We start from the raw sequence: 21,308 nt of genomic DNA on the forward strand, positions 1-21,308 counted from the left end.
TTAGCGTGAAGGGGGCGTGAAAACGGGGCCATTCGGCTTGATACGGATGCCCGGCCGCAGGCGCGTCCAGGGCAGCGAAGCGGTGTCGGCCGGCATCGCGCCGGGCGCGGCGCAGATCATCAGCTTTTCCGCGATCGGCTCGAAATCGGCGCGGAAATGCACCGAGCTCTTGTTGACCAGAATTTTCTCTGCGGTCGGCTCGATGCCGACATAGCGATACATCGCCTGATCGGCGAGCTGCGCCTTGTGCGAGGAGACGACGACGCGGACATCGCCGATGCGCAAGGCTGCGGACGGGCCCATCTCCATCTCGCGGCCGCCATAATAGGGACCGGGCGCGATGAAGCGGCCGTCGGACAGCTTTTCGACGACGAAGGTCTCGGTGTAGGGCTCGTCGCCGGGAATGCCGGACTTGCCGCCGAGCGAGAGCGTGATGGTGGCGCCGACGCCGGCCGCATGCGCGGCCTTGGCCGAGACCGGATCGTAGATCGCGCCGGTCGCCGCGCTGGCCTTGTTGCGCACCAGCGCGCGGAGCATGCCTGTCGTGTCGGAATCGCCGCCGGCGCCGGGATTGTCCTGGGTGTCGGCGATGATGATCGGCTTGTTCGCGCTCTTCGCAAGTTCCATGGCGTGGCGCACGCCGTCATCGGGCGACCAGATCTTGCCGTCAAAATCGTCCTCGTGACTTTCGATCAGCTTGACGATCGCGTCCGCTGCGCGATCGGCGTCGGCTTGCGTCTTTCCGTAGGCGAACACGCTCGGGCCGCAATCGCGAAAATCGGCGGCGGGGAAGCCCGGCGCGAAAGAGAGTGTCGGAACCGCGTCGCTCTCAAGCGCGGCCAGTTTTTCGTAGATGCCCTTGGTGGGAAAGTCATTGGTGCATTGCCAACTGATCGCGATCAGGAACGGCAATTGCCGGAACGACTTTGCGAAACGCTGCTTCGTCTTCAGCAGCAGCGCGAGGTGCTTTGCGGAGGCGCGGCCGGTTTGAGCCATGTCGACATGCGGATAGGTGCGGTAGGCAATCAGCGCATCCGCGTGTTCCATCATTGCGGGCGTAACGTTGGCGTGCAGGTCAAGGCTCGCGACCAGCGGAATGTCCTTGCCGATGACGCGGCGCACGCGCGCCAAGATCTCGCCTTCGCCGTCGTCGAGATGCTCGGTCACCATGGCGCCGTGCAAGTCGAGATAGACGGCATCGATCGGGCCGGCAGCCGCGATGCCGTCGACCATTACCCTCACGATACGCTCGAAGGCATCCTTGGTGACGTGCGCGGATGGGCTAGCACCGCAGGCAATGGTCGGAACGAGTTCCCAGCCGTTGGCTTCAGCGCTATCGACGAAACCGGCGAGGCCGACATTGATGCGCCGCATCACTTTCAGCACGTCGGCACCTTCAGTCATCGCCGGCCAGCCGCCGCCATGCTGGAAGTCCGCGAAAGTCGCCTTCGTCGGCGCGAAGGTGTTGGTCTCGTGCAGGAAGCCGCCGACGGCGATACGTGTCATCAATTCCAATCCAGTCGATCAGGAATGCGGGACGTTAGCCCCGCCGCTGAGGCAAGAGCAAGGTGGGAAGCACTCGCGCCATGCATGGCCTCAAGCTGTTTTGGGAATGCTTGCCCCGGTCACCGTCGCAATGACGGGAGGAGAGACTTATGCCGTGGCCGCCGCACCTTCCGACGCCGGCCGGAAGTTCGCGAAGTCCCAGTCGCGCCCGGGTGCCGCATCCAGAAGTGCCCTGGTGTATGCTTCCTGCGGATGCGTCAGCACTTCGGCGGCCGGGCCCTGCTCGACGACGCGGCCGTGCTGCATCACCACGACGTCGTCGCAGATTTGCGCTGCGACGCGCAGATCGTGGGTGATGAACAGGATGGCGATGCCGAGCCGCTTCTGGATCTCGTCGAACAGTTCCAGCACCTGCGCCTGCACGGAGACGTCGAGCGCCGAGACCGCTTCGTCCGCCACCAGCACATCCGGATCGAGCGCGAGCGCGCGCGCGATCGCGATGCGCTGGCGCTGGCCGCCGGAGAACTGGTGCGGATAGCGCGACACCGCGTCGGCCGGCAGGCCGACGAGCTCGAGCAGTTCGCGCGCCCGCTTCATCGCATCGGCATGCGAGGTGCCGTAATTGATCGGACCTTCCGCGATGCTCTCGCCGACGGTGACGCGCGGGTTGAGCGAGCGGTAGGGATCCTGGAACACGATCTGGATCTTCTGCCGGTGCGGCTGGAGCAGGCGGCGCGAGATATCGGAGATCTCGCGGCCGGCGAGCCGCACGCCGCCGGAGGTCGGATCGATCAGGCGCACGATGCAACGCGCGACCGTCGACTTGCCGGAGCCGCTTTCGCCGACGATGCCGAGCGTGCGGCCTTTGCGCAGCGTAAGCGTGACCTTGTCGGCGGCGACGACCTCGCGGCCTTTGCCGAAGAAGGCGCGCTCCTTATAAACCTTGCTGAGGTCGTTGGCCTCGAGCACGACCGGCTCCTTGCTCTCCTCGCGTGGCGGCCGCGGCACCAGGCTCGGAACCGACGCCAGCAAATTGCGGGTGTAGTCCATCGTCGGGTTGCGCAGCACGGTTTCAAGCGGACCGGTTTCGACCAGGCGACCCTGCCGCATGACCGCGACGCGGTCGGCGATCTCCGCGACGACGCCCATGTCGTGGGTGATGAACAGCACCGCGGTGCCGTGATCGCGCTGGAGGTCGCGGATCAGGGTCAAAATCTGCTTCTGCGTGGTGACGTCGAGCGCGGTGGTCGGCTCGTCCGCGATCAGCAGCTTCGGCTCCAGCACCAGCGCCATCGCGATCATGATGCGTTGGCGCTGGCCGCCGGAGAGGCGGTGCGGGTAGGAGGCGAAGATGCGCTCGACCTGGGGCAGGCGCACTTGCTCCATCATGTCGAGGATGCGCTTCTTGCGCGCTCGTGCGTCGAGATCGGTGTGGGCCCGCAGGACCTCGTCGATCTGGCGGCCGACCGGCACGACCGGATTGAGCGCGGTCATCGGCTCCTGGAAAATCATCGCCATCTGCGTCGCGCGCAGCTGGCGCAGGCGGCGATCGGCCGCGGTGAGGATCTCCTCGCCGACGAGCTTGACGCTACCGCTGGTCGGAACCAGCGTGCCCTTCGGCAGCAGGCCCATCGTGGTGAGCGAGGTCACCGACTTGCCCGAGCCGCTTTCGCCGACGAGACAGAGCGTCTCGCCCTTGCTGACCTGGATCGAGATGCCGTCGATGATCTTCGGCCCGCCCGGCTTCTTGCCGACGGAGACGACGAGGTTGTTGATGTCGAGAATAGGGTTGGTCATCAGGTCACTCCGACGTCATTGCGAGGAGCGAAGCGACGAAGCAATCCAGAAACCTTTCTGCAGAGGCAGACTGGATTGCTTCGCTTCGCTCGCAATGACGGAACGTGGGGCAAAGCCGGCGATCATCACTTGCCCTCCCGCTGCTTCATGCGGGGATCGAGCGCGTCGCGGGCGGCATCGCCGATCAGGTTGATGCTGAGAATGGCGATCGAGAGCAGCAGGCCGGGCCAGAAGATCAGCGTCGGCTTGAGCTGAAAATACTGGCGGCCCTCGGCCATGATGTTGCCCCAGGTCGGCGTCTCCGGCGAGATGCCGGCGCCGAGGAAAGAGAGGATTGCCTCGGTGAGGATGGCGGAGGCGCAGACATAGGTGCCCTGGACGATCAGCGGCGCGATCGTGTTCGGCATCAGATGCCGCCACATGATCTTCGGCAGCGACGAGCCGACCGAGATCGCGGCTTCGACGTAAGGCTCCTCGCGAGCCGAAAGCACGACCGAGCGCACCAGGCGGGCCACGCGCGGAATCTCGGGGATGGTGATCGCGATCAGCACGGTCCAGATGCTGGCGCCGGACAGCGAGACCACGGCGATTGCGAGCAAAATGCTCGGCATCGCCATCAGGCCGTCCATGACGCGCATCAGCACCGAGTCGATGATCTTGAAGAAGCCGGAGACGAGGCCGATCGCGAGTCCAATGACGATCGACAGGATTGCCGAGCCAATGCCGATCAGCAGCGAGATGCGGCCGCCATAGATGACGCGCGATAGCAGGTCACGGCCGTAGGCGTCGGTGCCGAGCAGGAATTGAGCGGATGCGGGCTTCAGACGTTGCGATGGCGCAAGCTGGATCGGATCATGCGGCGCAATCAGCGGCGCCAGGATCGAGATCAGCACGATCAGTGCGAGCAACACCGTCGCCGTGGCGATGATCGGCGTCGAGGTGAGGAAGCCGAAACGCGGCCGCAGCGGCGACGTGATCGGAATGGAGGACTGGGGAAGGGTATCGACCGACATTGTTGCTATCCTTGCCTCAGTACCGGATCCGGGGATCGAGCAGCGTGTAGGCGACGTCGATCAGGAGATTGACGACGACGTAGATCAGTGACGTCAGCAGGATCATCGCCTGGATCACCGGATAGTCGCGCGCCAGCACCGCATCCACGGTGAGGCGGCCGATGCCGGGGATGTTGAACACGCTCTCGGTAACGACGACGCCGGAGATCAGGAGCGCAAAGCCGGTGCCGATCACGGTGATCACGGGCACGGCGGCGTTGCGCAGTGCGTGCCGCATCATGACTGCGACCTCGTTGATGCCTTTGGCGCGCGCGGTGCGGACATAGTCCTCACCGAGCACGTCGAGCATCGCCGCGCGCGTCATGCGCGCGATCAGCGCGACGTAGATGAAGGAGAGCGCGCAGGTCGGCAGAATGATGCGCTCGAAGAACGGGCCGAAGCCGGCCGAGATGCTCTTGAAGCCCTGCACCGGCACCCAGTGCAGGTCGATCGCAAACACCTCGATCAGGACGTAGCCGATCACGAACACCGGCACCGAGAAGCCGAGTACGGAGAGGCCCATCACGAAGCGGTCGATCCAGGTGCCGTGCTTCCAGGCCGCGATGACCCCGAGGGGAACGGCGACGACGACGGCGAGGATGATGGTCGACAGCGCGATCGAGATCGACGGCTCGACGCGCTGCCCGATCATCTTCATGACCGGCAGGTTGGAGATCAGGGACGTTCCGAGATCGCCGTGCAGCAGCTTGCCGACCCAGGTGATGAACTGCACGATCAGCGGCTCGTTGAGACCGAGCGAGGCGCGGATGCGCTCCAGCCGTTCCGGCGTCGCGTTGTCGCCGGCGAGAATCGCGGCGGGATCGCCCGGCGTCAGCCGCAGCAGCAGGAACACGAACAGCGCCACGACACCCATCACAGGCACCGCCGCCAGAACGCGGCGAATGAGATAACCTAACATGCACCTATCTCCGGCTGCGGAATGTGTGGGGCCGAGAGGCGCCCGTGGATTCGGTCGTGTCTATCATGCGCGCCTGTCGCTCGGGCTGGAAGACCCGTCCTCTCGGGGCAAATTGTGTGCCAAGGGCAGGGCGGTCGCAAGGGCTGCCCCGCATCGATTTGCAACCATTCAGGATGCACGGCGTATCCCGCGCTCAACCGCAAGTTCTCCGTGGAGTGAGGGGCGCGCACCACCGGCATCATGTTGGGCATCATCGGCCGTAGCCCGGCCCAGGGAATAACGCGAGATGTCTCGACCGCCGGAAAATTGCTGCGCACCCAGTCGACGATAAGAGTGCGTTGACGCGCAGCCCGGACTCGAAGTCTTTCTTGTCGCGATAGATGTGGAGGATGCCGCGGCGTTCGAGATCGAAATCGATGCCTTCACGCGTCACGATCTCGAACAGGTGCTTGCGGGCAGAATCGTGCCATCTCTCTCCAGATCGTCCGGACGATACAGTCCTTTTGCCTGAGAGTTTCCGGGGCGGTTGCTCCGCCGGCGCCGCAATGAAAGCCAGAGGCTTTCGTTGCGATCTCTCCCGCATGATCGCGTGGACCATCGAGCAGTACGATGCGTCTTTTTTTTAGACAAGGCTAAATTTCAACCGCCGCTGCCAATGCGTTGTGCAGTGCGAAGTCGTTTCAGTTTACGCGAGCGTTGCCAGCAGTCCCGCCATCAGGCGCCCGCGTTCAACCAGGCTATCGACCTCGATGAACTCCTCGAGCGTGTGGCCATTGCCGCCGCGCACGCCAAGGCCATCAAGCGACGGAATTCCCATCGCGCCAGTGAAGTTGGCGTCGGAGCCGCCGCCGGAACTCGCATGCGGTAATTCCGCGCCGAGAGATTTGGCGATGCCGCGCGCCTTTTCATACAGCGCCAGGGTGCCGGCATTCGGCTCCCACACCGGCCGCGTCACGCCGCGCGTGACTTTGAAGGTCACGTCGTTCGCCGTACCTGATAGTGCCAGCATTCGCTCGACGCCGCGGTCGAGATCGGCTTGCCGCTTGGCCATGGAGAGCGCTTCGCCGGTTGCGGTCGTTGCAACGCAATTGACCCACTGTCCGCCATGCACGACGCCGACGGAAAAGGTGCAGTCCTCCGTCGTCATCGCGTCGATCGCCAGAATCTGCCGTGCCATCTCGCGGATCGCCGAGCGCCCCGCAGACAATGTCGCGCCGGCGTGGCTCGGTCGGCCCGTCGCCTCGAGATTAAATCGCGCGATGGCGTAACGTCCGGTGGTGACGCCGTTGTCGGCACGGCCGGGCTCGGGCACCAGCACGTATTTGTTGCGCGCTGCCTCCGCCTCGATGATGTCTCGCGTCGAGGGCGTGCCGACTTCCTCGTCCGGCGTGAACAGAATGGTGATCGGCAGCGGCGTGGTGAAGGACGCGCGCGCCAGCTGCCGGATCGCTTCCAGCGAGAGATAGTTGCCGCCCTTCATGTCGTAGATACCGGGGCCGTAGCACTTGTTGCCCTCGCGGCGCCATTTCAGCTTCTCGATGGTGCCGACCGGGTGAACGGTATCCATGTGCCCGGCGATCAGGATGCCTGGCTCGCCTTGCCGCGGATGCGGGAAGCGGGCGCGGATGACGCCGCCAAAGCCCTGACGGCCGGCGATGCGCTCGATGGTCGCACCCATGATGGCCATATCCCGCGCTGCGATATCGAGCATGCGGTTGACCGCGCCTGCGTCCCAGGTCGGGCTCTCGCACTCCACCCAGGTGCGCAGGCCCTCGAGCATCGCCTCGGAATCGAAGGGAAGATTGGCTGGATTCATCTCAATGTCTCTCAAGCTTCGAAAGTTGGAACGCGCATTGCATCAGCGCGAGCAGGATAAGCGGGGAGAGTTGTAGAGCCAAACCGATCTTTGTGGAGCCCGTGCGTGCGATGCCATGGGCTGCACCGAAACCGGATTGACGCGCTCAAGACTGTCTGCAAGTCTCGAAAGATAAAGGCATTGCATGAGGTTAGTTCGCCTAAAGAACGAACCGAATGCTCAACCGATAACCCGCCTTTGAACAGTTTCACGTCAGGAGAAACTTTCTATGTTGAGCTTGATGCGCCGGGGGCGTCGCGCGTTCGCCTCCAAACTTGCGCTGTCGGTCTTCGCGCTCGCAACTGCAATCGCCTCACCGGTGTTTGCAGCGGGCAAGACCATCACCGCGGTGATGCACTCGGATCTGCGCATCATCGATCCGATCTTCACCACTGCCTACATCACGCGCGACCATGGCTACATGGTCTATGACACACTGATCGCGACGGATTCGAACTTCAAGATCCAGCCGCAGATGGCGGACTGGAAGATCTCCGACGACAAGCTCACCTACACCTTCACGCTGCGCGATGGCCTGAAGTGGCATGACGGCACGCCGGTGACGGCGGAAGACTGCGTCGCCTCGCTGAAGCGCTGGGCCGCCGTCGACGGCATGGGCCAGCAGATGATGACCTTCACGGCCAGCATCGAGGCGACCGACGCCAAGACCATCACGCTGAAGCTGAAGGAGCCCTACGGTCTGGTGCTCGACTCGATCGGCAAGCCATCGTCGCGCGTGGCCTTCATGATGCCGAAGCGCCTGGCCGAGACGCCGCCGGACAAGCAGATCCCGGAGCAGATCGGCTCGGGTCCGTTCAAGTTCGTGCAGGGCGAATTCCAGCCCGGCGTGAAGGCGGTCTACGAGAAGAACACCGACTACGTGCCGCGCAAGGAGCCGTCGAGCTGGACTGCCGGCGGCAAGGTGGTGAAGGTCGACCGCGTCGAGTGGATCACCATGCCGGACTCGCAGACGGCGGTGAACGCACTGCAATCGGGCGACATCGACTTCATGGAAGTGCCGCCGTGGGATCTGCTGCCGATACTGGAGGGCAATGCCGATCTCAAGGTCGAGACGCTCAACAAGTTCGGCTACCAAACTCTCGGTCGCATGAACTTCCTCTATCCGCCCTTCGACAATCCGAAGATCCGTCGTGCGGCCTTCCTGGCGATGAACCAGAAAGACGTGCTCGACGCGCTGGTCGGCAATCCAAAATACTACAAGATCTGCGGCGCCTTCTTCATCTGCGACACGCCGTTCGCGACCGATGTCGGTTCGGAATCGCTGGTCAAGGGTAACGGCATGGCGGAAGCCAAGAAGCTGCTCGCCGAGTCCGGCTATGACGGCACGCCCGTCGTGGTGATGGTGCCCGGCGACGTCGTGACGCTGAAGGCGCAGCCGACGGTCGCGGTGCAACTGCTCCGCGAGGCCGGCTTCAAGGTCGATGCGCAAGCGACCGACTGGCAGACCGTGGTGAGTCGTCGCGCCAGCCAGAAGCCCCCGAAGGAGGGCGGCTGGAACATGTTCTTCACCAACTGGGTCAGCGCCGACGTGTCCAACCCGATCTCCAATCTCTCGATCGGCGGCCAGGGCAAGAAGGGCGGCTGGTTCGGCTGGGCGGAAGACGCCAAGATCGAGAAACTCAAGGACGACTTCGTCCGCGCTGGCTCGCTCGACGATCAGAAGAAGATCGCGACCGAGATCCAGAAGGAAGCCTATGACCAGGTGATCTACGTGCCGCTCGGCCAGTACCTGGCGCCGAGCGCATGGCGGAAGTCGCTGTCCGGCGTGCTCGACGGCCCGGCGACCCCCGTGTTCTGGAACATCGACAAGTCCGAGTAAGACAGGTCGGCTTAGGGAAAGGTGCATCCTGCACCTTTCCCTTGCTATCACGCGGCGCCGCTGTCATGAGCGGCGCCGTTTTCTTTGGTTGCCCTGTGTCAGCGAGAGCCGGGGAGCCTTCAAGTCTTCCGATTCCCATCATTGCTATTTGCCGCGTGCGAACCGCGGCGCATCGCCCGAAAGCGCAGTGCAGGATTTCAGCGCCAGCAAGTGCAGTCCGGATCAGGGCGCCTCTCAGCAGTGGCTGTCGCGGAGACGTTCAAGGCCTTCGCTTGCGAAGGGCGGTGTGAAGGCGGGTTGCTTTGCGCCAGCAGCCTTCCGCTGCGCCTCTGTCGGTTCCGACGCGTGATCGGCTTCGTTGCGTTTCGGTTCCATGACGTGGCCTTTCGAAAATGCTGCAGGACAACATCGAGGCGCCTGCGAAGTTCCTCACACGATGGGGCGATGATGCGGCTTGAACAGCCGTCCCTTCTCCACCACCAGAACGATCGCGAGCGCTGCAAGCGTCGACAGAAAGAATCCGATCGAGAACGGCAGCAGCGTGCCGTCAAAACTCTGGCCGATCACTGTTCCGACCACGATGCCGATCAGCGTCGTGATCGAGCCGTAGAGCGAGGAGGCGGTGCCGGCGATGCGGCCCTGCGGCTCCATCGCGAGCGCGGTGAAATTGGCGACCATCATGCCGAACGAGAACATCATCAGCGCCGACAGCACCATGAACAGGGGCAGCGGCAGCACGCCGAGGATCTCGGTCACCAGCATCACGCCGGCCACCGCGGTGTAGAGCGTCAACGCACCATGTGAGATCACGCGCATGCCGAGCGTGCCGACAAATCTGGCATTGAGGAAACCTGCGATGGCTGTGCCGGCCGCGATCGCCGCAAAGGCGAGCGGAAAATAGCGGCCGAGGTGATAGATCCCGGTAAACACCTGCTGCGCGGAGAATACGAAGGCGAACAGCGCGCCCATGACGGCTCCGGCGGCCGTCGCATAGCCGATGGTCTGCCGGTTGGTGACGGTCTGGCGGAAGGCCGAGAGCACGTCGGCCGGCGCGAGCGACCTGCGCTCGGTCTCGGGCAACGTCTCCGGAAGCCGCCACACGCTCCACGCCAGCGCGAGCACGCCATAGAGCATCAGCACGACGAAGATGCCGCGCCATTGCGTGACCAGCAGCACCGCCTGTCCGAACGAGGGTGCGATCACGGGCACGGCGATGAAAATCATCATCGCAAGCGACATCACGCTCGCCATGCGGCGGCCGGCATAACAGTCGCGCACGATCGAGGTCGCGATCACGCGCGTCGCGGAGGTGCCGAGGCCCTGAAGCGCGCGGGCGAGCAGCAGCGTCTCGAATGAGGGCGCCGCCACCGCCAGCACGCTCGCCACAGCATAGACAGCCATGCCGCCGAGCAGCACCGGCCGGCGCCCGAACCGATCCGACAATGGACCCATGACGAACTGGCCGGCGCCGAAGCCGATCAGGAAGGTCGACAGCACGAGCTGCAGATGGTTGGCGTTGGGAATGTCAAAGGCCGCCCCGATATTGGGCAGTGCCGGCAGCATCATGTCCATCGCGAGCGGATTCAGCGCCATGATGGACGCGATCACGACAACAAATTCGGGAAACCCCATCGGACGGTGTCCGGAAGACACCCAGTCGTCGGCATTGACGTCGGACAAGCAGCTCACCCCTGATTTCAGAGGCCATATCTAATGTCCATGCTGCATCGCACAACCCATGTTTCGGGATGGCTGTCAGGCGGGTCGGGGGACGGACAACAGATGGTGAAGACACGCGGTTTGGAAACCAGGGGTTCACCATGACAGCGGCAACGGTGCATCGGGGAGATGAATCCGCAACGCATCCTGTCCAATGTGGTCTAACCGGGCGCCGGATCAGGCGGCGCAGAGGGAACTTAGGGAACAGGCAGGGTAGACGTGTCCGACATCACCGGAACAGCACGATGGTCGGGACCGCCGGCCGAGATGGCCGGCAAGCGCAACGCCTGGCTTGCCTGCCTGATCGCGCTGGTGGCGGTGCTGGTGCTCGGCAATCTCGCCAACGATACCGCGCTCAATATGAATTACGGCTGGGACGTCCGCGTCAACTGCGCCGCCGTCGATGCGCATGTCGATGGGCTCGATCCGTACTACGTGAAAAATCTGAAGGGGACCAAGCTTTCCTATCCCTATCTGCCGGCGACGCTGGATGTCTTCCGTCCTCTGTGCGCGGGCGGCTTTCTCGTGGGTCATCACAGGGGCGTCTTTCTCGTCCTCGCCTTGCTTTGCGGCCTGCTGTTGCCCGGTCTTGGCCGGCCACGCAGCTTGCGTGACGTCGGGCTCAGGGGGCTCTGCGCGCTCGGCGCCTTCGTCGGCTTCGAATGGGTTTTGGCCTCGGGGAATTTTGCGGTCCTGGATGGCATCCTGACCGCCGCCGCGCTTGCGCTTCTGCTTCGTCCCGCGGGACACGACGATCGACATGACATCGCTCGTGTCGCTGGCGCCGCGTTGCTCGGTCTCGTGATGTCGTTCAAGCTGGTGTTCTGCCCGGTGCTGGCCGCGCTTTATCTCTTGCCGCTGCCGCGTCGGCGGAAGTTCGTCCTGATCATGGTGGCGGGCTTCAGCTTCGTGCTCCCGATCCTGGTCTCGATCGCGGTCCATCCAGACCTGATGTCGAGCTGGTTGCTCTCGATCACGGGAGGGATCCCCGATCAGCATTCGGTCCAGATCGATGGAACCAATCCGTCGCTGCTGATGCTGGCGCAAACTATCCTGGACCGCGTTGGACTTGCCGAGAGCAAGCCGATCGTGTTTGCCATCTATGCGCTGGCGGCGACCGCGTTCGTACTGGCGCCGCTCGGCTGGTTGCTGCTGCGTGCGATCCACGACAATGAGGGATCGTTGCCAATACGCCTCGACCGCTGGCTGATCGATCACCCGCAAGCAGCGATGCGGATCACAGTGCTCGCGATGTATGGACTTTATCTGTGCGCGCCGCGTCTCAAGGAATATGCCTTCTTCGAACTAGCGGTCTACGCCGCCGTTCTCATCGTCGATCTTCCGGCCGCGGCCCTTGCAGCCGTCCTGATCATCGGCGTTGCCGTTCCAACGCTGGTCTCGATCACGGGGAATGCGATCGAGGGCGGTTTTATCCAGCTCGCGGTCGCGCTCGCCTGCTTCTGGATCATGCTGTGGGCGCAGTCGGCGTCGTCAGCTCAAATGGTGCGGGCAGCCGGGGTCGAACCGGCACGGCGCTTGCGCACCGAGGGATTTTAAGTCCTACGTGGTCTAGCTAAGTTCGTTGAAATCGTTAAGTTATTTTCGGCCGTATCATCGCTGTGTAAGTTCTTGTGTAACTCCACAGCTTCCCGATTTCTCGCGCTGAAGAGGCCGAATCGAGCCGCTTGGCATTGAAGCTCGGTCATCTTAAACGAGTCTTAAGCTGGCGAAACCTGTATGCCCTTCCGTGCAGTCGCTAGTGTTGCAAATAATGCATGGGGCTTCTGGACCAGTTCGCCTCGCGGCGTAGATAATTCCTTGACGTATACACTTGCTGGACTCATAGACTCCTTATCGCTTTCGGAATTGGTTTTTCGGCGAAGACAGGGGCCGCTCCAAACGGCCCCTGTTGCTTTATCGACTGATGCTGATCGAGAGGAAGACTCTCAACCGGCCCAGCAATAAGGCGAGTGTGCCACGAAGGTTCATGGTTCTCGCTTTCTTCTTTGGTTTTTCTGACGTTGCGACCATGTGCCTTGCGGCAAGTCGATCCTAACATGCCGTTTCGGTTCTGCCGCTGCCAGTCGCGCGGGAGATTGGCTTGGCAGGCTGTGAGGGCAACTCCCAAGCAACAACACACCAAAGCTGTAGGACATTCCCGTCGCTTATTTGCGTCCAGGGCGGTTGGCTGACAATGCCTGCATCATGCCGATGCGAGCGTGCATGATCGGCCCTCGATCCTCGGCCGCCATGACCAGTACCGTCGTGGCGGTTTGCCATTCCGGCCTTTTGTGCGCTGCCTTCGATAGTTTCATGATGTAGTTGGCCGCATCCTTCAAGGTGACCAGCTTCCTCCCATCGGGTAGCACGATCGGATCGTCAAATTTTCGGCTCCAGGGCAAAGGCTAGCCCTTCTGCCGGAGGTCGAGTGGCATAACCTGCACGAACTCCACCGGCAAGCCGGTAATCTGCCCGGCGACGATCGAGAGGTGCAGCGCGAACCGCTCTTCGATCTCGCCGGCAAGGGCTTCGGTGCGGGCTGACATGTATAGGATGCAGTCGGCGACCTCCTCAAAAGCGGCCCCGAGGAATAGCCGGTCGAAATTCTGCGCTCCAACAATCAAGCTCATGCGTGCCTGAATCGCCTGCTGCTGAACTTCGCTGAGTTTCATGTGGTCGACTGCACCTGACTTATCAACATCCGCCACGGACAGTAGCCGTCGGCTGTTCCGGTCTCAACCCGTGGCGTTGTTTGCGTCAGGCTTGATGAGCCGCTCAGATGGAGAATGCCCTGGCGTCGTAAACCCAATGCACGGCTGCACTACTGGACGATCGGTCGGCCGTCGACTGCAAAAGCCGCGGGGTTCAAAACGGTCCTCGTCTACTGCGTAGGGCCGCCTGACCGTGATCCACGGCCTCGCTGCTGGCACCATGCGGCGCTGTCGCTCGACACGCTGCCTGACTGGGCTGGTACGATATCTGCGCCCACCTGAAATGTACGGCATGTGGCAGCGTGGGCTGGGTCGATCCCCGACCAAATTGGCCGGAGATCATCGATTTCAATAAAGGTGTGGGCTAGCGCCTTAGCCGCTGCGGCCTAAGCCGACACGTCGGCTTAAACCATGCCAGACCACTTGCCGGCTCGCGACATGGCGCTCAAGCCCCTTGCCCGCAGGGTGCCGAAGGCAGGGCTTGAACGACGGGGCGTGAGCTGGCCGCTTGCGTGAGGGATTACAGCCCGCAGGGCGGAGACGACCTAGCTTTTAATTGACGGAGATCTGATCGGCTCCGGGCGAAGCCCTGAAGCCCGGCCGAAGGCCACGCCCGGTTCTGCACCATAACAAGCAACTAAACCTCGGTAATCGCGTTCATCTGTTCGGAGACTTCCAAAGCCTTGTTCCGAATGGCCGGTGAGCCCAATGGCCAACGCGCTTGTCGTACGCAATGGCACCGACTTGGCGAAGCGCATCAAAGCGCTTCACGCGGCGCAATACGTTCGAATGTCTACCGACTATCAACGCTACTCGATTGAGAACCAAGCTGCTGCCATCGCCGCTTACGCTCAGCAGCACAATCTCATAATCGTTCATACCTACAGGGACGAAGGCCGCAGTGGCCTGCGCATCAGGACGCGGCCAGGGTTGACGGAGCTTATAGAGGATGTGCGATTGGGTCGTGCGGACTTCGATCATGTCCTTGTTTACGACGTAAGCCGCTGGGGACGTTTTCAGGATGTCGATGAAAGCGCCCACTACGAATTCATTTGCAAGCAGAACGGCATCAAGGTCGTTTATTGCGCCGAGCAATTTGACAACGACGGCAGCCTGCTTTCGAGCATCGTCAAGAACATCAAGCGCGTAATGGCCGCGGAGTTCAGTCGGGAGCTGTCAGTCAAGGTGCACACGGGACAGTCCCGGGTCGCGAGCCTCGGATTCCGGGTCGGGGGTCCTCCCACTTTTGGAGTGCACCGAACTCTGGTCGGCGAAGACCGGCGTTCGAAGGGGCGGTTGGAGAAGGGCGAAGCGAAGTCCTTGAAAACCGATCGTGTGCGCCTGGCTCTGGGGTCGCCCGAGGAGACAACGATCGTCAGGTGGATATTCCACCAATTCGTTGCCGAGAAGAAAACTGACATCGCCATCGCGCGCGAACTTAACCAGGGGCGCATCGCCAACCAACACGATCGGCCGTGGACCGACGGGATGATTCATCGGATCCTCTGCAATGAGAATTACATCGGCCACATCGTTTATAACCGAACGTCTCGGCGGCTCGGGCAGAAGCTTGTCAACAATCCTCTCGACCGTTGGATTCGGAGTGACCTCGTTACCGAACCAATTGTTGATCGAGACATTTTTGCGGAAGCCCAGAAGATCATGGCTGACCGCTATGTCAGCGTCTCCGAAGACGAGATGCTCAAGCGGCTGCGCTTGCTTCTAAAGCGCAAGGGCCAGTTGACGAGCAGCGTCATCAAGGCCGCACCAGGTATGCCGAGCGTGGCGTGTTACATCATGCATTTCGGGACGCTGCGAAAGGCGTTCGACATGATCGGCTACACGTCGCCTCGCGATTGTGACTGGATCGACAGTAAGCAACATTGGTTGGACGTTGTGGAAACGCAGGCCAATGAGCTGAAGGTAGCGCTGAAGCAAATGGTGGGGAAGAAAGTTTGTGTCGACAAGGGAAAGGCCTCTTTGGTGGTCGACGGCAAAGCCCGCATCCATATCCAAATAGCGAGGCAGACGAAGAGGCGTCCGAACCACGCTCCGGTTTGGCGCGTCTATCGCAGGCGAGATCAGTCGGGCTTACTGGTAATAATGCGGCTCAATGAGACCAACCGCGCGATCATGGATTACCTCCTCTTGCCGGCGGCAAAGTTGACGCGGCGCTATCTCCGTTTCTCCGCTCGGGGCGACGAGCGCGGGGCGACACGTGTCGGGACGGTGAAGGCCTTGGCCGCCGCCGTAAAAGGACAATTAAGGGGATCACTTCGCAGGCATGCATCTAAAAGCCGAACCATCCGTGCCGCACCAACCAATTGAGAGCGGCAGCAAGCCCAGCGGCAATCCACCCGCTCCAGAAAAGAGACCCCAAATTCAATCTCGAATATCTGCTCCTTCGTATGCCTGAGGGGGACGAGGTATGGTGGATGTCGCAGCTGATAGCGCGATATTTCGGGGGCGGGGGAAGCAAGGCCAAAGCTTCGCCGTATCGCTTAACAATCTGCTCGAACCTTGTGGCTTAACTTTCACTTTTGGGCCTCACAACGCGGCATATCGCGATCTGATGCGCGAAAGTCTAAGTGCGGGTGATGGCACCGGGGTGAAAGTGAAGATTGTCGACTCCGGACTTTCGTCGTCGGCAAGCATGACGCCGAAATCGAGGACGAATATTGTTGATCCGGCCAATCCTACCGACGTCGACGACCACAGAGGGCACGGCACAGCCGTAGCAGAGATCATTCATGCCATGGCACCAAGGGCGGAGTTATTGATTTACAAGGTGGTGAAAGGGACACAGCCCATTACCGAATGGGACGTGCTCGCGGCCCTTTGCGACGATGAGTCTGCAGATGTGATCAACCTCAGCCTCGCGTTCGGCCTGCGTTCAAGAAATTGTGCACAGTGCGGACGGCAATCTCATTCCTCGCGATCAATTGTGTTTGAAGGGACGCTTCGCCAGTTGACCAAGGTCAGCCAGGACACGCTCATCGTGGCAGCTGCCGGTAACGGCGGTGTCAACCCGCTAGTTTATCCGGCTCGGTTTCGCGAGGCTGTTGCCATCGGTGCGCTGGATAGCACGGCAACAAGATCTTCAACCAGCAATTACGGCAACGTAGACCACAAGCAGGCAGCTCACGGCAGTTTGTTCTTCGCACCGGGCGGTTCGGGAGCAGAATCGGTCGGGTCGACAAGTAATGGCGCGTCCTACAACGGCACGTCTTTTGCGGCTGCTTACGCCAGCGGTTTGATAGCAAAGCTTAAGTCAGATCCAAGCTACGCTGGCAACGCTTCCCACCTATTGCAGATGGTGCGAAAGCAAGCGAACCAGAATCCGGCTATGACCGGTTTCGTTTCCGCTGATCACGGTAACGGACTCGTCCAGCTCTAACTGACGGAGAGCGAACGGGCATGGGCGCCGTTAAAAGCCGAGCAACGTAAGAAACGTTTTCACCGTTGCAGGCAATCCTTCGCTTTTCCTCAAGATACCGATGGCGCGATTTTCAGGTGGGTGCTCGACCGCTCCGATGGCACAAGCATTGTGGACGGGCCGCGGAGCGCTGAGCGCGTCGCGTCCGTGAACAAGAGGATGCTCAAGGCAAACTTTCTGATCTCCAGCGAATCGGGCGGGACTGCCGAGCATGGGGACGTAAAGGGAGTCCAGGAGCGGATCCTGGACAGATAACGTTGATCCACATGAGGTCGAGGGAAATTGAAGGTTGTGCCCCGCGTCAGTCAGCTTTTCAGTCGCAGGAACGGAGCAATTGAAAGGATCGTTAGCCGCGACAATGACATTGGCCATCGTCGACTGGGCGGCGCTCGGTGATGGTTGTTGCGGTTGGAGGACTACTATCCCGCCGCCTGAATTCCGGGCAATCGTAACATTAGTCAATGAAAAGTTTGTCCCGAATATCCCCCCACCGCTTTTCGCTTTGTTTCCGGCAAGAATGGCGTTCCCCAGTTCGGTCTTCCCGATGGTATTGATGAATATGGCGCCACCGCTACTTGCCGCTTGATTGTCCACGAAAATTGCTCTCGCAAACTGCACTTTGTCTATGTTGACATCGACGCCGCCTCCAACAGTACCAGCGGTATTGGCGGTGAACAAAACGCCGCTTCCCGTGAGTTCATTTTCGCGGGTGCTGCCATCACCTGCGAAAACAAGGGCTCCACCATTATCCCCGGCCTTGTTGCGCCTGAATTTGACGTAATCAAGCTTCAAGGCGAGCTTGTTTCCAAAACCGTGCGCAGAGATGGCGCCGCCAGCCTGCAATGCCTGGTTAGTTTCGAATGTGGTGCTGCGGATGATCGCTAGGCCATCCGCTACGTCGATCGCACCACCGTCCGTGGCCCGGTTGCTGGCGAAATGGCTGTCAGTAATCAGAACCGATCCCGATAGAGAAAGCGCGCCGCCATACACTCCCTGGTTCGATGTAAAAGAACTCTTATGTATCTCAATTCCAGAATGCCAGACGATGTTGTCGCTGTTGTCATCGACCTCGACGTTCGTGAGTCGCGCGGTTCCTGACGTTCCGTTCATCTGCGAGAGAGGAGAGCCATTGTTCCGGGTCAATGAGACGTCTGTCAGTTCAACGGTTCGCGCAGTAATCACCTTGCCCCGGTTGTCGTCGAACACGCTGCCTCCCGAAGCTGTGAGCGTGTCTACATAGTAGGGGGCGTCCGAGTCTTCGGTCAGCACGTTCTGCAAGCGAACGGATCCGGCTTTTGCCGAGACGACACTACCGAGGGTATTGTTCTGCGCTCCCTGGATATGCAGGTTTCTGAGGGTAATTTCGACCTGCGGCGAGTTTGCCTGTAAAATGCCTACGGCATGATTGCCATCCAGGATGTATCCGCCCGTTCCATCAATGTCGACAGAACGGGTGAGCACGTGTTGACTTGTCATTTTGATATGACGGTCGGAACAGGTGAAGGTGATGCGACCGCCGATGGCCAGCGCTTCCTGTAGGTTGGTGCCCGGACCAAGCGCTACATCCACGCCGCAGACCGATACCGTTGCATCGGCATACGCAGCGCCGGCGACAAACGTGGCAAAGACCAAGACAGCCGTAGGAGCAATTAGCCTATTGAAAGAGTACATAGCGCGGCTGATCCACGTTGGAGAAATCGAGGAGCACTGATCGCGTATCACCAGGGCGTCGGATCGTGATCTGTCCGCCGCCGGAGCTCTGAAGTATGTCTCCGTCGTACAGAGGCCAATCGCCGAGATCGGCCTGTTTAGCGCCGTTCACCTCCAAGATGCCGCTCTTATCTGAGTCGTGCGCGTGGGCATCGACATCGATGAGCAGGTCGTCTTGCCGCCAGGAGTTAAAGTGCACTGGCGCGATGTCATCGGTATTGGCGGCTGCCGCCGACCAGCTCTGGAAGTTGTTGGTATTTCGAGCGATCATCTGGCTTACGAAATCCGCAAATGCCAACCCTTCCGCATCGACAACTTCAAAGAAACCCCATTTCGCACGGAGCTTATCTTCCGATCGATACAGCATCATGTAAAAAGGTGGTGCATCCGCGAATACCGGACAGCGGCTGGAGTCGATGAAGTGGACACCTGCAGGATAAGAACCTGAGATGAAGCAAAACTCCGGGTCTGCTGGGATGACAAAATTGGTGCCGCAGGCAAACCCGTTCCTCACACAGAGGTTATGGTCAAAGGTGATTGGTAAGGGGTCCGTAGGAAGGTCTTTCTTCCACTTGGTGAGTGTTCCCTCAAACCGAATAAAATCCCGGTAGGTCTGTTCAAGCACCGTCGTGGATTTCGGGAAGAAGAACGTGGGCACGCCCGCGCCCCGATTCTCGTCTTTCAGCCAAAGATGGAAGGGGGCGACCTCGAGATCGATGGGTGACGCGATCAGCAACTTTTGTGCGAAGTCGGTGCTCGTGCCGCCTGCGCTCACCATCCAGCCTTTGCCGCTCGACGTGATTTCCCAACCAGCATGATGGATGCGCTGCTCGTACGGCACCGATTTGTTGATGGCTACATCGAGGATCAAGTTTGGGGGCCGGTAGTCGGAAGTCGCTTCGATGGTCATTTGGCCGATTGACCATATGCTGATCCGCTGATCTGGTAGCGCCTGGGTCTGACCACTCCAAAGCAGCATGGCGGCGATCAAGTGGTCGGCGCTTCCTTGCAATTGGAAGATGGATGTTCCGTCGTTGAAAACTGTGTTTGAGCCCGCGAGCCTCCTGAACGGGACGATGCGCCGCCCAAGATTGCTCGATTGCGCCGTTTTCGCTGACACCATGTCCAACGCTATGTGCGCGGCCGTCTTAAGCGTGGCATCATCGGAAAAATCGTAGATGTTCAAGAGTGCGCTCACGCTCAAACGCGCATAGGGGCGAGCGTTGTATTCAACAAAGTCTTCTTTCGAGATCTTCTGAATCCGCTTGAGAAGCCACTCTTTGATCTCCGTGTTGTAATCCTCGAAAATCTTGCGGTCGTCTTTGTCGCTCAACTGCCCTATAATTCGCTTGTTGGTCAAATACTGAGACGTATTGATCATGAAAAGATGATTTTCCGTCTCGGGTACTCGCATCGAATTCAGGCTGGCAGACGCAAGGCCTGCGGCGACGAGGGCACCTTGCAACGCTCCGACGACGACTTGGCCGGCAGGACTCGCTGCAGCCAGCAACGCGGGTGCCGCGACGAGGATGGTAATGGCGAGGAACGCGAGCAACCACTTCAGCAGGCCGCCCATGTCGTCGAAGAGACCTCGATCGTAAAATTTGACCGCGTCGGCGCGGTCCTGAGCCGAACCCGTGGTCGTGTTGGTGTTTCCGCAACCTCCAAAAATTGGGTAGCTGTCGGCCTGCAGCTCGCCGCTGATCGTCAGCAAATCATCGAGATGCGAGATCGTCGTGGCGTCGAACGCCATGGCTTCTTTGCGCTCATTCAGGTTGACCAGGCGCACAAGCTGGTAGACAGCCATGTCCCAGTCGCCGGTCGTCGTGCCTAACGCGAAGCATGGAGCGCCGTCGGTTCCTGGGTCTCCCACCCGGACCCGGCTCTGCAGCGTCTGGTTTATCTCAGCCATGAGGCAACCCTGATCGAGGTTGAACTCAACCGTTAGCAGCCGCGGGTTTGGATTGGGGGTGAACTGAACGGGCGTCGTCGAGCCGAGTGGTGGCGAGGGAATCAAGACGATGTTATTGCAACTTGGTGTGGCGCCGCCGCCCGGACCGTACAGCAGAGCAAACCGCTGATTGATGTCGTAGACTATTTCGGCGTCGCTCGTCGTAGATGGAATCTGCAGTTCTTCGTAGATGTTACCTGATCCGTCTTTGTTAAAAAGCACTGTGATCTGACATGCGACGAACGGCTTCCGAGCGAGCACTGAAACCTTCGCGATGAGGGCCGGATAGACATCGCCGTTTGGCTTGCCATCGCCGTTTTTCTTCAAGCTGGCATCAAAAAAATCGAGTTCCTTCCCGCACGCTTGATTGTCGAGGACGACTTTAGCTCGGTCTTCGAACTGCTGGTTTGCATCCTTGCCGTTCGTAGGGATGACTGCAAACTTTACCCCATAGTTGGCGTCATGCACAAAGTCATCGGCCTTCGAGCCGCCTAAACTCAATCCGATCAATGTTGCTGCCAAGCAGATCCGAACCAACAAGGTCATTCTCGAAAAGTTCGGGTGCATTGAAAACGTCGCCTTGTTGCAAAGGAAATAACGTTGTCGGGCGTCGACGTGTCCAGCGAGCGCCGGCTGCGAACGAAAGTTCGCATTGCGATCTTTCGTTGACGGTTGCGAAAAACATAATGAGCAGACGACGATCTCCGTAGAATAGGCTAGTCGAAAACCGTGGCGTCTTTGGTGAAATTCTTCACATATGGGGGTGCGGCGATTTGCGGCATGGCCAAATTATTTTTTCGCCCTTGCACAGA

The 21,308-nt window shown here is 60.5% G+C and carries 14 protein-coding genes and 1 riboswitch; of the genes, 4 read left to right on the top strand and 10 right to left on the bottom strand.

Features of this window, described 5'->3' with window-relative positions:
• From ABIA96_RS26655 to ABIA96_RS26680, 5 genes are all read right to left on the bottom strand, one after another.
• Window positions 1-1,506 carry a M81 family metallopeptidase gene (locus ABIA96_RS26655; RefSeq protein ID WP_354140009.1) on the bottom strand — a complete coding sequence of 502 codons (1,506 nt, stop codon included), beginning with the start codon at window positions 1,504-1,506 and terminating at the stop codon, window positions 1-3.
• A gap of 147 nt (window positions 1,507-1,653) precedes the next feature.
• Window positions 1,654-3,303, bottom strand: coding sequence for an ABC transporter ATP-binding protein (locus tag ABIA96_RS26660; protein ID WP_354140010.1), 1,650 nt, complete (start codon window positions 3,301-3,303; stop codon window positions 1,654-1,656).
• A gap of 125 nt (window positions 3,304-3,428) precedes the next feature.
• Window positions 3,429-4,316 carry an ABC transporter permease gene (locus ABIA96_RS26665; protein ID WP_354140011.1) on the bottom strand — a complete coding sequence of 296 codons (888 nt, stop codon included), beginning with the start codon at window positions 4,314-4,316 and terminating at the stop codon, window positions 3,429-3,431.
• Window positions 4,317-4,332: 16 nt separating this feature from the next.
• Window positions 4,333-5,274: an ABC transporter permease gene (locus ABIA96_RS26670; RefSeq protein ID WP_354140012.1), complete on the bottom strand. Its 942-nt coding sequence runs from the start codon at window positions 5,272-5,274 to the stop codon at window positions 4,333-4,335.
• Between the two features lie 485 nt (window positions 5,275-5,759).
• Window positions 5,760-5,864: riboswitch (glycine riboswitch) on the bottom strand.
• A 95-nt stretch (window positions 5,865-5,959) separates the two neighbouring features.
• Window positions 5,960-7,090, bottom strand: coding sequence for a M20/M25/M40 family metallo-hydrolase (locus ABIA96_RS26680; RefSeq protein WP_354140013.1), 1,131 nt, complete (start codon window positions 7,088-7,090; stop codon window positions 5,960-5,962).
• Window positions 7,091-7,358: 268 nt separating this feature from the next.
• On the opposite strand from ABIA96_RS26680, the gene ABIA96_RS26685 reads away from it, so the two are divergent.
• Entirely contained in the window at window positions 7,359-8,969 is a 1,611-nt protein-coding gene (locus ABIA96_RS26685) for an ABC transporter substrate-binding protein (RefSeq protein WP_354140014.1), read from the top strand.
• A gap of 429 nt (window positions 8,970-9,398) precedes the next feature.
• Here the strand turns inward: ABIA96_RS26685 and ABIA96_RS26690 are convergent, their stop codons facing one another.
• Window positions 9,399-10,649: a multidrug effflux MFS transporter gene (locus tag ABIA96_RS26690; protein ID WP_354140015.1), complete on the bottom strand. Its 1,251-nt coding sequence runs from the start codon at window positions 10,647-10,649 to the stop codon at window positions 9,399-9,401.
• 258 nt (window positions 10,650-10,907) lie between these two features.
• On the opposite strand from ABIA96_RS26690, the gene ABIA96_RS26695 reads away from it, so the two are divergent.
• A complete protein-coding gene (locus ABIA96_RS26695; protein WP_354140016.1) occupies window positions 10,908-12,245 on the top strand; it encodes a hypothetical protein in 1,338 nt (445 codons plus the stop codon).
• A 608-nt stretch (window positions 12,246-12,853) separates the two neighbouring features.
• Here ABIA96_RS26695 and ABIA96_RS26700 read toward each other — a convergent pair.
• Together ABIA96_RS26700 and ABIA96_RS26705 are read right to left on the bottom strand one after the other, a co-directional pair.
• Entirely contained in the window at window positions 12,854-13,027 is a 174-nt protein-coding gene (locus ABIA96_RS26700) for a hypothetical protein (RefSeq protein WP_354140017.1), read from the bottom strand.
• 66 nt (window positions 13,028-13,093) lie between these two features.
• On the bottom strand, window positions 13,094-13,360 hold the full coding sequence (locus ABIA96_RS26705) for a hypothetical protein (RefSeq protein ID WP_354140018.1): 267 nt from the start codon (window positions 13,358-13,360) through the stop codon (window positions 13,094-13,096).
• A gap of 747 nt (window positions 13,361-14,107) precedes the next feature.
• Between ABIA96_RS26705 and ABIA96_RS26710 the strand changes: the two genes are divergently transcribed.
• Window positions 14,108-15,727: a recombinase family protein gene (locus ABIA96_RS26710; protein WP_354140019.1), complete on the top strand. Its 1,620-nt coding sequence runs from the start codon at window positions 14,108-14,110 to the stop codon at window positions 15,725-15,727.
• A 100-nt stretch (window positions 15,728-15,827) separates the two neighbouring features.
• On the top strand, window positions 15,828-16,796 hold the full coding sequence (locus tag ABIA96_RS26715) for a S8 family peptidase (RefSeq protein WP_354140020.1): 969 nt from the start codon (window positions 15,828-15,830) through the stop codon (window positions 16,794-16,796).
• 30 nt (window positions 16,797-16,826) lie between these two features.
• On the opposite strand, the gene ABIA96_RS26720 is transcribed toward ABIA96_RS26715, so the two are convergent.
• On the bottom strand, window positions 16,827-18,506 hold the full coding sequence (locus tag ABIA96_RS26720) for a hypothetical protein (RefSeq protein WP_354140021.1): 1,680 nt from the start codon (window positions 18,504-18,506) through the stop codon (window positions 16,827-16,829).
• Entirely contained in the window at window positions 18,490-21,036 is a 2,547-nt protein-coding gene (locus tag ABIA96_RS26725; protein ID WP_354140022.1) for a hypothetical protein, read from the bottom strand. Before ABIA96_RS26725 ends, ABIA96_RS26720 begins: the two co-directional genes overlap by 17 nt.
• Between the last annotated feature and the right edge of the window lie 272 nt (window positions 21,037-21,308).

This window comes from Bradyrhizobium sp. LB11.1, from assembly GCF_040549385.1.
GTDB lineage: Bacteria > Pseudomonadota > Alphaproteobacteria > Rhizobiales > Xanthobacteraceae > Bradyrhizobium.